General features: G+C 71.2%; 14 protein-coding genes. 11 read left to right on the top strand and 3 right to left on the bottom strand.

All coding sequences use genetic code 11. The features are described from left to right. Window positions 1-178: 178 nt before the first annotated feature. The 3 genes from IE219_RS13475 (at window position 179) to IE219_RS13465 (ending at window position 2,752) form a co-directional block, all read left to right on the top strand. A complete protein-coding gene (locus IE219_RS13475; protein WP_189976920.1) occupies window positions 179-1,132 on the top strand; it encodes a heme o synthase in 954 nt (317 codons plus the stop codon). A 96-nt stretch (window positions 1,133-1,228) separates the two neighbouring features. Further along, entirely contained in the window at window positions 1,229-1,582 is a 354-nt protein-coding gene (locus tag IE219_RS13470) for a hypothetical protein (protein ID WP_189976919.1), read from the top strand. Between the two features lie 93 nt (window positions 1,583-1,675). Continuing rightward, window positions 1,676-2,752: an amidohydrolase family protein gene (locus IE219_RS13465; protein WP_189976918.1), complete on the top strand. Its 1,077-nt coding sequence runs from the start codon at window positions 1,676-1,678 to the stop codon at window positions 2,750-2,752. A 7-nt stretch (window positions 2,753-2,759) separates the two neighbouring features. Here the strand turns inward: IE219_RS13465 and IE219_RS13460 are convergent, their stop codons facing one another. Genes IE219_RS13460 through IE219_RS13450 form a run of 3 tightly spaced genes read right to left on the bottom strand, consistent with a single transcriptional unit; the run spans window position 2,760 to window position 5,498 of the window. Beyond that, a complete protein-coding gene (locus IE219_RS13460; protein ID WP_189976917.1) occupies window positions 2,760-3,749 on the bottom strand; it encodes a COX15/CtaA family protein in 990 nt (329 codons plus the stop codon). Between the two features lie 52 nt (window positions 3,750-3,801). Then, window positions 3,802-4,566: an ABC transporter permease gene (locus IE219_RS13455; RefSeq protein ID WP_189976916.1), complete on the bottom strand. Its 765-nt coding sequence runs from the start codon at window positions 4,564-4,566 to the stop codon at window positions 3,802-3,804. After that, entirely contained in the window at window positions 4,563-5,498 is a 936-nt protein-coding gene (locus IE219_RS13450) for an ABC transporter ATP-binding protein (protein ID WP_189976915.1), read from the bottom strand. The genes IE219_RS13455 and IE219_RS13450 overlap by 4 nt, the downstream gene beginning before the upstream one ends. A 225-nt stretch (window positions 5,499-5,723) precedes the next feature. Here IE219_RS13450 and IE219_RS13445 point away from each other — a divergent pair, with 225 nt between their 5' ends. Genes IE219_RS13445 through IE219_RS13410 form a run of 8 tightly spaced genes read left to right on the top strand, consistent with a single transcriptional unit; the run spans window position 5,724 to window position 12,267 of the window. Continuing rightward, window positions 5,724-6,449 (top strand): helix-turn-helix transcriptional regulator, encoded by a 726-nt coding sequence (locus tag IE219_RS13445; RefSeq protein ID WP_189976914.1) that lies wholly within the window; start codon window positions 5,724-5,726, stop codon window positions 6,447-6,449. Next, on the top strand, window positions 6,446-7,861 hold the full coding sequence (gene sufB, locus IE219_RS13440) for a Fe-S cluster assembly protein SufB (RefSeq protein WP_189976913.1): 1,416 nt from the start codon (window positions 6,446-6,448) through the stop codon (window positions 7,859-7,861). The genes IE219_RS13445 and sufB overlap by 4 nt, the downstream gene beginning before the upstream one ends. 60 nt (window positions 7,862-7,921) lie before the next feature. Next, on the top strand, window positions 7,922-9,103 hold the full coding sequence (gene sufD / locus IE219_RS13435; protein ID WP_189976912.1) for a Fe-S cluster assembly protein SufD: 1,182 nt from the start codon (window positions 7,922-7,924) through the stop codon (window positions 9,101-9,103). Then, window positions 9,103-9,420 carry a bifunctional 3-phenylpropionate/cinnamic acid dioxygenase ferredoxin subunit gene (locus IE219_RS13430; protein WP_030492833.1) on the top strand — a complete coding sequence of 106 codons (318 nt, stop codon included), beginning with the start codon at window positions 9,103-9,105 and terminating at the stop codon, window positions 9,418-9,420. The genes sufD and IE219_RS13430 overlap by 1 nt, the downstream gene beginning before the upstream one ends. Before the next feature lie 7 nt (window positions 9,421-9,427). Then, window positions 9,428-10,192: a Fe-S cluster assembly ATPase SufC gene (gene sufC, locus IE219_RS13425; protein ID WP_189976911.1), complete on the top strand. Its 765-nt coding sequence runs from the start codon at window positions 9,428-9,430 to the stop codon at window positions 10,190-10,192. Next, the gene (locus IE219_RS13420) at window positions 10,189-11,457 is read left to right on the top strand and encodes a cysteine desulfurase (RefSeq protein WP_189976910.1); all 1,269 of its coding nucleotides are present in this window, start codon (window positions 10,189-10,191) and stop codon (window positions 11,455-11,457) included. Before sufC ends, IE219_RS13420 begins: the two co-directional genes overlap by 4 nt. A gap of 13 nt (window positions 11,458-11,470) precedes the next feature. Then, window positions 11,471-11,932, top strand: a complete 462-nt coding sequence (gene sufU / locus IE219_RS13415) for a Fe-S cluster assembly sulfur transfer protein SufU (RefSeq protein WP_189976909.1) — start codon at window positions 11,471-11,473, stop codon at window positions 11,930-11,932. Next, a complete protein-coding gene (locus IE219_RS13410) occupies window positions 11,929-12,267 on the top strand; it encodes a metal-sulfur cluster assembly factor (protein WP_189976908.1) in 339 nt (112 codons plus the stop codon). Before sufU ends, IE219_RS13410 begins: the two co-directional genes overlap by 4 nt. Window positions 12,268-12,293: the final 26 nt, after the last annotated feature.

Raw genomic sequence — 12,293 nt, 5'->3', positions numbered from 1 at the left:
TCGGCCGGGGACCGGACGCGCGCCCGGCCCGTCCCGGGGGCGCGCCCGGGGGAGAGCCGCCCCAACACGACCCCACCCCCGCGAAGATCGGCGTCTGGGCAACGTCTAGAGTGGCGTGGTACGCGCAAGTTTCACCCCGCCTTTATCCGGGGAACTTGCTGGGATTTCTCTGTCAGGGGTGTGCGTGACGGCCGTCGAGTCCCGACCCGCAGGGGTCGTCTTGACTCCCAGCCCGGGGGGCCATCGGCCGTTCGGGGCCCGCGTCAAGGCATTCGTGGCGCTGACCAAGCCGCGGATCATCGAACTGCTGCTCATCACCACCGTCCCGGTGATGTTCCTCGCCGAGCAGGGCGTGCCCGACCTGTGGCTGGTGCTCGCCACCTGCTTCGGCGGCTACCTCTCCGCGGGCGGCGCCAACGCGCTGAACATGTACATCGACCGCGACATCGACGCGCTGATGGACCGCACCGCGCAGCGCCCGCTGGTCACCGGCATGGTGTCGCCGCGCGAGGGCCTGGTCTTCGGCCTCAGCCTCGCCGTGGTCTCCACCCTCTGGTTCGGCCTGCTCGTCAACTGGCTGTCCGCCTGGCTGTCGCTCGGCGCGCTCCTCTTCTACGTGGTCGTCTACACGATGATCCTGAAGCGGCGGACCGCGCAGAACATCGTCTGGGGCGGCATCGCCGGCTGCATGCCGGTCCTCATCGGCTGGTCCTCGGTCACGAACTCGATGTCCTGGGCCGCCGTCATCCTCTTCCTGGTCATCTTCTTCTGGACGCCGCCGCACTACTGGCCGCTGTCGATGAAGGTGAAGGAGGACTACGCGCGCGTGGGCGTGCCCATGCTGCCGGTCCTCGCCTCCAACAAGGTCGTCGCGAAGCAGATCGTCCTCTACAGCTGGGTCATGGTGGCGGTCTCGCTGCTCCTCACCCCGCTGGGCTACACCGGCTGGTTCTACACCGCCGTCGCCCTGCTCACCGGCGGCTGGTGGCTGTGGGAGGCGCACGGCCTCCTCAACCGCGCCAAGGCCGAGGTCGGCGGCGCGAAGCTCAAGGAGATGCGCCTCTTCCACTGGTCCATCACCTATGTGTCGCTGCTCTTCGTGGCGGTCGCGGTGGACCCCTTCCTGCGCTGACGCGGGAACCGACCGGCTCCGACGGCCGGGTCGTGTGGGCTGTCCCACGCGGCCCGGCCGTCGCCACGTGATCTACCCATCGGTAGCATCGTGGCCATGGCAGACACCGCAGACACCAAGGAAGAGGCCCCGGCCGCCTCCCCGCGCACCGGACGCCGGGCGGCCAAGCTGGCCAAGGAGATCCGCGCCTTCGGCAAGGAGCACGGCGGCGTCGAGGGCCAGCTCGCCCACATCGGCCAGGCCGGCACCCGGATCGTCCTCGTCGGCGAGGACGGCGGCTGGGGCGACCTGGTGGCCCCCACGTACGACATCGCCCGGCAGGCCGCCGAACAGGCCGGGCTGACCCTGCACGACGAGTTCGACGGCGAGTTCGCCGCGAAGGTCGTCACCGGCCCGTACGAGTGGACCCGGATGGCCGGCATCCAGATCGGCGGCCCCGCCAACGGCTGAACCGGCCGACGGCACCGCCGCCAGGCAACAACCTCGCGCGGGGCTCACCCGTTAGGACGTGTGGAGACACGCCCACACAGGGAGCCCCCCGAGATGATCGACACGCCGCGCCTGGTGGACCAGTACTGCCACGGGGTGCTCCGGACGGAGCTGGGCCTCGGCACCTTCGAGGCCCACCTCGGCCCCGCCGCCCCGCCCGCCTCCGGCACCACCCTCTTCGACACCCAGACCGGTTTCGCCGTACGCCGCTGGTGTCCGCCGCTGCTCGGCCTCGAAGCCCACTGCCCGCCCGCCCGCTACCTCGCCCGCCGCCGCGAGCTCGGCGTCGCCGAGACCGGCCGCCGGCTGCTGCGGGCCGCGGGCATCGGCACGTACCTCGTCGACACGGGCGCCCCGGGCGACCTCACGGGCCCCGCCGAACTGGCGGGCGCCGGGGCGGCCCGCGCCCACGAGATCGTCCGCCTCGAACCCCTCGCGGAACAGGTCGCCGACACCTCCGGCACCGCCGAGTCCTTCCTCGGCAACCTCACGGAGGCCGTCCAGGCCGCCGCCACCCGCTCCGTCGCCTTCTCCTCGGCCGCCGCGCCCCGCTGCGGCCTGGTCGCCGTCCCGGAGACCCCCGGGCGGGTCGAGGTGCGCCGGGCCGCCGGGCGCTGGCTGGCCCGCCGCCGCGCCGGAGGCCCCCTCGACGACCCGGTGCTCCTGCGCCACCTGCTGTGGATCGCGGTCGGCGCGGGCCGCCCGCTCCAGCTGCACACCGGGGACCGCGACCCGGGCGCGCTGGCCGGCTTCGCCGCCGCCACCGCGGGGCTCGGCGCCGACCTCGTCCTGCTGCACGGCTCCCCGCACCACCGGACGGCGGCCCGGCTGGCCGGGGCCTTCCCGCACGTCTACGCGGACCTGGGCGCCGCCCTGACGCACACCGGGGCGCGGGCGGCGGACGTCCTCGCGGAGATCCTGGAGCTGGCCCCGTTCGGCAAGCTGCTCTACTCCAGCGGCGCCCGCGCCCTGCCCGAGCTCCACGTGGTCGCCGCGCACGCCTTCCGCGCCGCGCTGGGCCGGGTGCTGGGCGCCTGGGTCCAGGACGGCGCCTGGTCCCTCCCGGACGCCCGGCGGGTCGCCGCGATGCTCGCCGCGGGAAACGCGACGCGGGTCTACCGGCTGGGGTGAGCCGGGCTCACGCGGAGGCGAGCTCCGGGTCGGCCTGGGCCGGGATGTCGGCGGTGGGCAGCGGGCGCTCGCGCAGGCTCAGGGCCAGTCGCAGCACCGCGATCCACATCAGCGAGGAGCCGAGCATGTGGGCGCCGACCAGGAGCTCCGGCACGCCGGTGAAGTACTGCACATAGCCGATGGCACCCTGGGCGAGCAGCACGATCAGGAGGTCGCGGGCGCGGGCGCGGGTGTCGTCCGGGGCGTCGACGACGCGCAGCACCAGCCACATCGCGACGGCGAGGGCGCAGACCGCCCAGGCGGCGACGGCGTGGACGTGGGCGGCGACGGTCCAGTCCCACGGCATGCGGGGCACGTCGCTGCTGTCGCCCGCGTGCTTGCCGGCGCCGGTGACCGTGGTGCCGACCACGATCAGCAGGGCCGAGACGACCGTGATCGCCCAGGACAGCTTGCGGACCGGTCCGGGCACGCGCGGGCGGGGGGCGGTGTCGCCCTCGCCGGTCCGGTGCCAGGTGATCACGGCGACGGTGAGCAGCGCGTTGGCGGCCAGGAAGTGGCCGGCCACGGTCCACGGGTTGAGGCCCATCCAGACGGTGATGCCGCCGAGGACGGCGTTGCTCATCACGATCCAGAACTGGGCCCAGCCCCAGCGGGTGAGGGTGCGGCGCCACGGCTTGGTCGAGCGGGCGGCGATGATCGCCCAGCCGACGGCGGCCGACAGGACGTACGTCAGCATCCGGTTGCCGAACTCGATGGCGCCGTGGAGGCCCTGCTCGGCGGTGACGATCAGGCTGTCGTCGGTGCACTTGGGCCAGGTGTCGCAGCCGAGACCGGAACCGGTCAGCCGGACCGCCCCGCCCGTGACGATGATGAGCACGCTCATCACGACGGCGGAGAGCGCGGCGCGCCGGAGGATCCGGGGGGACGGGGTCCAGCGCTGGGCGATGAAGGCAAGGGGGGTCTGCACGGGCCCTATCGTAGGCGCGGGCTTGTGCATGCTTTCACGAGGGGTGGCTTGTCGGGAAACGTCACCCTCTGGACCCTTCCGGCTACTCCCAGCGGAAGAACCGCGCCGCCGCCCCGAGCCCCAGGACCGCCCAGACGGCGAGGATCCCGGCGTCCGCCCACGGCAGGCCCGCGCCGTCCCGGAGGACGTCCCGCAGGCCGTCGGAGAGGGCCGCGATCGGCAGCAGGGCGAGCACGTCGCCGGCCGCTCCGAACTTCTCCAGCGGGACGATCACCCCGCCGCCGACCAGGAGCAGCAGGAAGACCAGGTTGGCGGCGGCGAGGGTGGCCTCCGCCCGCAGGGTGCCGGCCATGAGCAGGCCGAGCCCGGAGAAGGCGGCGGTGCCGAGAACCAGCAGCAGGAGCACCGAGAACGGGTCGCCGTGCGGGGACCAGCCGAGGCCGAGCGCGATGAGGGTCAGCAGCACCACCTGGAGCACCTCGGTGACCAGTACGGAGAGCGTCTTGGCGGTCATCAGGGCCCAGCGGGGCAGCGGGGAGGCGCCGAGCCGCTTGAGGACGCCGTAGCGGCGCTCGAAGCCGGTGGCGATGGCCTGGCCGGTGAAGGCGGTGGACATCACGGCGAGCGCGAGGACGCCGGGGGCGAGGAAGTCGACGGCCTTCCCCTCGCCGGTGTCGACGACGTCCACCGTCGAGAAGAGCACCAGGAGGAGGGAGGGGATGATCACCGTGAGGAGGAGCTGCTCGCCGTTGCGGAGCAGCATCCGCGTCTCCAGGGCGGTCTGGGCGGCGATCATCCGCCCGACGGGGGCGGCCCCCGGCTTCGGGGAGTAGGTGCCTGCGCTCACGACCTGAGCTCCTTGCCGGTCAGCTCCAGAAAGACGTCTTCGAGGGTGTGGCGCTCGACCGAGATCCGGTCGGGCAGCACGCCGTGCTGGGCGCACCAGGTGGTGACGGTGGCGAGCAGCTGGGGATCGACGGAGCCGGTGATCCGGTACGAGCCGGGGGCCGGCTCGGCGGCCTCGCTGCCGTCGGGCAGCGCCTTGACCAGCGAGTCGAGGTCGAGGCCGGGGCGGCCGCCGAAGCGGAGGGTGTTCTCGGCGCCGCCGCGGCAGAGCCGCTCGGGGCTGCCCTGGGCGGCGACCCGGCCGGCGTCGACGATGGCGACGTCGTCGGCGAGCTCCTCGGCCTCGTCCATGTGGTGGGTGGTGAGGACGACCGTGACGCCGTCGGTCCGCAGGTCGCGGACGAGCTCCCAGGTGGCGCGGCGGGCCTGCGGGTCGAGGCCGGCGGTGGGCTCGTCGAGGAAGACGAGTTCGGGGCGGCCGACGACGGCCATCGCGAGGGAGAGCCGCTGCTGCTGGCCGCCGGAGAGGCGCCGGTAGGTCGTACGGCCGCAGGAGCCGAGGCCGAGGCGCTCGATCAGGGCGTCCACGTCGAGGGGGTGGGCGTGCAGCTTCGCCGTGTGCCGGAGCATCTCCTCGGCGCGGGCGCCGGAGTAGACGCCGCCGGACTGGAGCATCACGCCGACGCGGGGGCGCAGGGCGGCGGCGTCGGCGACCGGGTCGAGGCCGAGGACGCGGACGGTGCCGGCGTCGGGGCGGCGGTAGCCCTCGCAGGTCTCGATGGTGGTGGTCTTGCCGGCGCCGTTGGGGCCGAGGACGGCGGTGACGGTGCCGGTCCGCACGTCGAGGTCGAGGCCGTCGACGGCGGTCTTCTGCCCGTACCGCTTGACCAGGCCGCGGACGCGGACGGCGGTGCCGGCGGACTCGTTTCGCATGCCGGGAAGTCTAAGGACCCGCCGGAGCGGGTCGGCGCGGGGGACGGTCCGCGGCGCGGAAAAGGGGTGGAGGGGACGGCGAACGGGCTGGTCAGGACGGGGATCATTCATCCTACGAATGATCGTTTCCGCAGGTCAGGTAAGCCTTACCTGAGTGATGCACGCCATCGTCACCCGTCCGGACGTGGGTTGTCACTGCCAGATTAATTACGCAACAATGGCGTTGTGAAAAACCTTGGCGCGGCTCCTGCGGAGGAACTCGCGACCCGAGAACGCTCCACGCGCAACCGGGTCGCGCGCTCGATCCTGGACCACGGGCCGTCCACCGTCGCCGACCTCGCGGAGCGGCTGGGTCTGACCCAGGCCGCCGTCCGCCGGCACCTGGACGCCCTCGCCGCCGAGCAGGTGGTCGAGGCCCGCGAGAAGCGCGTCTACGGCGCCCGCACCCGGGGCCGCCCCGCGAAGGTCTTCGCCCTCACCGACTGCGGCCGGGACGCCTTCGACCAGTCGTACGACTCCCTCGCCGTCGAGGCGCTCCGCTGGATCGAGCGCCACGCCGGGGGAGAGGCGGCCGTCGCCGCCTTCGCGCGCGACCGGATCGAGGCCCAGGCCGAGCCCTACCGGGAGGCCGTCGAGGCGGTCGCACCCGAACGGCGGGCAGAGGCGTTGGCCAAGGCCCTGACGGCGGACGGGTACGCTGCCACTGCGCGGAACGCGCCGGTCGGCGAGCAGCTCTGCCAGCACCACTGCCCGGTCGCCCACGTCGCCGAGCGGTACCCCCAGCTGTGCGAGGCCGAGACGGAATTCTTCTCGCGCCTCCTGGGAACGCACGTCCAGCGCCTCGCCACCATCGCCCACGGTGACGGCGTCTGCACCACGTTCATCCCGCACGGCACCCCACAGACCACTGAGACAGCATCCGCAAGTACCGCCGGGAGGAAGCCCGCATGACCACCGAGATCAGCCACCCCGAGCTTGAGGGCCTGGGTCGGTACGAGTACGGCTGGGCCGACTCCGACGCGGCCGGCGCCGCCGCCACCCGCGGCCTCAACGAGGCCGTCGTCCGCGACATCTCGTCCAAGAAGAACGAGCCCGAGTGGATGCTGAAGCTCCGCCTCAAGGGCCTCCGTCTCTTCGGTAAGAAGCCCATGCCGACCTGGGGCTCCGACCTCGGCGGCATCGACTTCGACAACATCAAGTACTTCGTGCGGTCCACCGAGAAGCAGGCCGAGTCCTGGGAGGACCTGCCGGAGGACATCAAGAACACGTACGACAAGCTCGGCATCCCGGAGGCGGAGAAGCAGCGCCTCGTCGCCGGCGTCGCCGCCCAGTACGAGTCCGAGGTCGTCTACCACCAGATCCGCGAGGACCTGGAGGAGCAGGGTGTCATCTTCGTCGACACCGACACCGCGCTGAAGGAGCACGAGGAACTCTTCAAGGAGTACTTCGGCACCGTCATCCCGGTCGGCGACAACAAGTTCGCCTCCCTGAACACCGCCGTCTGGTCCGGCGGCTCGTTCATCTACGTCCCCAAGGGCGTGCACGTCGAGATCCCGCTCCAGGCCTACTTCCGCATCAACACGGAGAACATGGGCCAGTTCGAGCGGACGCTGATCATCGTCGACGAGGACGCCTACGTCCACTACGTCGAGGGCTGCACCGCCCCGATCTACTCCTCCGACTCGCTGCACTCCGCGGTCGTCGAGATCATCGTGAAGAAGGGCGGCCGCTGCCGCTACACGACCATCCAGAACTGGTCGAACAACGTCTACAACCTGGTGACCAAGCGCGCCGTCGCCTACGAGGGCGCCACCATGGAGTGGGTCGACGGCAACATCGGCTCCAAGGTCACCATGAAGTACCCGGCCGTCTACCTGATGGGCGAGCACGCCAAGGGCGAGACCCTCTCCATCGCCTTCGCCGGCGAGGGCCAGCACCAGGACGCCGGCGCCAAGATGGTCCACCTCGCGCCGAACACCTCCTCGTCCATCGTCTCCAAGTCGGTGGCGCGCGGCGGCGGCCGCACCTCCTACCGCGGCCTCATCGAGATCGGCGAGGGCGCCCCCGGCTCCAAGTCGAACGTGCTCTGCGACGCCCTCCTGGTCGACACCATCTCCCGCTCCGACACGTACCCCTACGTGGACGTGCGCGAGGACGACGTCACCATGGGCCACGAGGCCACCGTCTCCAAGGTCTCCGAGGACCAGCTGTTCTACCTGATGCAGCGCGGTCTGACCGAGCAGGAGGCCATGGCGATGATCGTCCGCGGCTTCGTGGAGCCGATCGCCAAGGAGCTGCCCATGGAGTACGCCCTGGAGCTGAACCGGCTGATCGAGCTGCAGATGGAAGGCGCGGTCGGCTAGCAGCCCCCGCCCCGCAGCGACCGACCGACACGTACGCAGGAAGAGAGCAGACCGACAGCCATGGCTGACGTCCAGAACATCCCGGCGGGATCCACCACCGCCGGCTCGATCGCGGTGGCCGCCGAGTCCACCGTCGCCACGCGCATGAGCGCCCCGCCCTCCTACGACGTCGCGGACTTCCCCGTCCCGCACGGCCGCGAGGAGGAGTGGCGCTTCACCCCGCTCGCCCGTCTGCGCGGGCTGCACGACGGCACCGCCGTCGCCACCGGCGAGGGCGTCCGCGTGGAGATCGAGGCCCCCGAGGGCGTCACCGTGGAGACCGTCGGCCGCGACGACGAGCGCCTGCGCAAGGCCGGCAAGCCGGTCGACCGCGTGGCCGCCCAGGCGTACTCCTCCTTCGAGAAGGCGTCGGTCGTCACCGTCGCCAAGGAGGCCGTCCTCACCGAGCCGATCCGCGTCTCGGTGCACGGCCAGGGCGGCACCGCCTTCGGCCACCAGGTGATCGAGCTCGGCGCCTTCGCCGAGGCCGTCGTCGTCATCGACCACACCGGCGACGCCGTGCTCGCCGCCAACGTCGACTACGTGCTCGGCGACGGCGCCAAGCTCACCGTCGTCTCCGTCCAGGACTGGGACGAGACCGCCGTCCACGTCGCCCAGCACAACGCGCTCCTCGGCCGCGACGCCTCCTTCAAGTCGGTCGTCGTCACCTTCGGAGGCGACGTCGTCCGCCTCCACCCGCGCGTCAGCTACACCGCCCCCGGCGGCTCGGCCGAACTCTTCGGCCTGTACTTCACCGACGCCGGCCAGCACCAGGAGCACCGCCTCCTGGTCGACCACAACACCCCGCACTGCACCTCGAACGTCGCCTACAAGGGCGCGCTCCAGGGCCAGGACGCGCACGCGGTGTGGATCGGCGACGTCCTCATCCAGGCCGCCGCCGAGGGCACCGACACCTACGAGCTCAACCGGAACCTCGTCCTCACCGACGGCGCCCGGGTGGACTCCGTACCCAACCTGGAGATCGAGACCGGCGAGATCGCCGGCGCCGGACACGCCTCCGCCACCGGCCGCTTCGACGACGAGCAGCTGTTCTACCTGATGGCCCGCGGCATCCCGGAGACCGAGGCCCGCCGCCTCGTCGTCCGCGGCTTCTTCGCCGAGCTGGTCCAGCAGATCGGCCTGCCGGACGTCGAGGAGCGCCTCATCGCCAAGGTCGAGGCCGAGCTGGAGGCCTCCGTCTGATGGCCTTCGTCCGAGTCTGCGCGCTGAGCGAGCTGGAGGCCGACACCCCGAAGCGGGTCGAGGTCGACGGCACGCCGGTGTCGGTCGTGCGCACCGAGGGCGAGGTGTTCGCGATCAACGACATCTGCTCGCACGCCAACGTCTCCCTCTCGGAGGGCGAGGTCGAGGACTGCGCCATCGAGTGCTGGCTGCACGGTTCCAGCTTCGACCTCCGCACCGGCAAGCCGTCCGGCCTTCCCGCGACGCGCCCCGTCCCCGTGTACCCCGTAAAGATCGAAGGGGACGATGTGCTCGTCTCCGTCACCCAGGAGTCCTGAGTCACCCATGGCAACGCTCGAAATCCACGACCTGCACGTCTCCGTCGACGCGGAGAACGGCCCCCGCGAGATCCTCAAGGGCGTCGACCTGACCATCAAGCAGGGTGAGACCCACGCGGTCATGGGCCCCAACGGCTCCGGCAAGTCGACCCTGGCGTACTCCCTGGCGGGCCACCCCAAGTACACGGTCACCGGCGGCACCGTCACCCTCGACGGCGAGGACGTCCTGGAGATGTCCGTCGACGAGCGCGCCCGCGCCGGCGTCTTCCTCGCCATGCAGTACCCGGTCGAGGTCCCCGGCGTCTCGGTCTCCAACTTCCTGCGCACCTCCGCCACCGCCATCCGCGGCGAGGCCCCCAAGCTGCGCACCTGGGTGAAGGAGGTCCGCGAGGCCATGGACCAGCTGTCCATGGACCCGGCCTTCGCCGAGCGCAACGTCAACGAGGGCTTCTCCGGCGGTGAGAAGAAGCGCCACGAGATCCTCCAGCTGGAGCTCCTCAAGCCGAAGATCGCCATCCTCGACGAGACCGACTCCGGCCTCGACGTCGACGCCCTGCGCATCGTCTCCGAGGGCGTCAACCGCGTCCGCTCGACCGGTGACGTCGGCACCCTCCTCATCACCCACTACACGCGCATCCTGCGCTACATCAAGCCCGACTACGTCCACGTGTTCGCGAACGGCCGCATCGTCGAGTCCGGCGGCGCCGAGCTCGCCGACCAGCTGGAGAACGAGGGCTACGACAAGTACGTGAAGGGTGGCGCATCCGCGTGACTTCCGCCCATCAGGGGCTGACCGGCCTCCTCGACACCGAGGCGATCCGCAAGGACTTCCCGCTCCTGGATCGCACGGTCCACGACGGCAAGAAGATCGTGTACCTGGACTCCGCGGCGACCTCCCAGAAGCCCCGCCAGGTCCTCGACGCGCTCAACGCCTACTACGAGCGGCACAACGCCAACGTCCACCGCGGCGTCTACACGGTCGCCGAGGAGGCCACCGCGCTGTACGAGGGCGCCCGCGACAAGGTCGCCGCCTTCATCAACGCGCCGAGCCGCGACGAGGTGATCTTCACCAAGAACGCCTCCGAGTCGCTCAACCTCGTGGCCAACATGCTGGGCTGGGCCGACGAGCCCTACCGCGTGGACCACGAGACCGAGATCGCCATCACGGAGATGGAGCACCACTCCAACATCGTCCCGTGGCAGCTGCTCTCGCAGCGCACCGGCGCGAAGCTGAAGTGGTTCGGCCTCACCGACGACGGCCGGCTCGACCTCTCCAACATCGACGAGGTCATCACGGAGAAGACGAAGATCGTCTCCTTCACCCTCGTCTCCAACCTGCTGGGCACCTACAACCCGGTCGAGACCATCGTCCGGCGGGCCCAGGAGGTCGGCGCCCTCGTCTGCATCGACGCCTCGCAGGCCGCCCCGCACATGGTCCTGGACGTGCAGGCGCTCCAGGCCGACTTCGTCGCCTTCACCGGCCACAAGATGTGCGGCCCGACCGGCATCGGCGTCCTGTGGGGACGGCAGGAGCTCCTGGAGGACCTCCCGCCCTTCCTCGGCGGCGGCGAGATGATCGAGACCGTGTCGATGCACTCCTCGACCTACGCCCCGGCCCCGCACAAGTTCGAGGCGGGTACGCCCCCGATCGCCCAGGCCGTCGGCCTCGGCGCGGCCGTGGACTACCTGTCGGCGATCGGCATGGAGAACATCGCGCGCCACGAGCACGCGATCACCGAATACGCCGTCCGGCGCCTCCAGGAGGTCCCGGACCTGCGGATCATCGGCCCCACCACGGCCGAGGACCGCGGCGCGGCGATCTCCTTCACGCTCGGCGACATCCACCCGCACGACGTGGGCCAGGTCCTCGACGAGCAGGGCATCGCGGTCCGGGTCGGCCACCACTGCGCGCGGCCCGTCTGCCTGCGGTACGGAATTCCCGCGACCACGCGGGCGTCGTTCTATCTGTACTCCACCCCGGCCGAGGTCGACGCCCTCGTCGAGGGGCTGGAGCACGTCCGTAACTTCTTCGGATAGGGCGGCAGAAGCTGTGAAGCTGGATTCGATGTACCAGGACGTCATCCTGGACCACTACAAGCACCCGCACGGGCGGGGCCTGCGGGACGGCGACGCCGAGGTGCACCACGTCAACCCGACCTGCGGGGACGAGATCACGCTCCGCGTGAAGTACGACGGCGACCGCATCGAGGACGTCTCGTACGAGGGCCAGGGCTGCTCCATCAGCCAGGCGTCGGCCTCGGTCCTCAACGACCTGCTCGTCGGCAAGGAGCTCGCCGAGGCGCGCCGGATCCAGGAGACCTTCCTGGAGCTGATGCAGTCCAAGGGCCAGGTCGAGCCGGACGAGGCGATGGAGGAGGTGCTGGAGGACGCGGTCGCGTTCGCCGGCGTCTCCAAGTACCCCGCCCGGGTGAAGTGCGCGCTGCTCAGCTGGATGGCGTGGAAGGACGCGACCGCCCAGGCGCTGGGCGGCTCCGAAGGGAAGTCGGCATGACCGAGAACGCCGAGGCCACCATCAAGCCGGCCTCCGAGGAAGAAGTCCGCGAGGCGCTGTACGACGTCGTCGACCCCGAGCTGGGCATCGACGTCGTCAACCTGGGCCTGATCTACGGCATCCACATCGACGACTCCAACATCGCGACGCTGGACATGACGCTGACGTCGGCGGCCTGCCCGCTGACCGACGTCATCGAGGACCAGGCCCGCGCCGCCACCGACGGCATCGTCAACGAGCTGCGGATCAACTGGGTCTGGATGCCCCCGTGGGGCCCGGACAAGATCACCGACGACGGCCGCGAGCAGCTCCGCGCCCTGGGCTTCAACGTCTGAGCGGTGTGACCACGAGAAGGGCCCCC

This window comes from Streptomyces termitum (genome assembly GCF_014650175.1).
GTDB lineage: Bacteria > Actinomycetota > Actinomycetes > Streptomycetales > Streptomycetaceae > Streptomyces > Streptomyces termitum.
The sequence above is the reverse complement of the archived record's forward strand: the minus strand, read 5'-3'. Positions and strand labels throughout refer to the sequence as shown.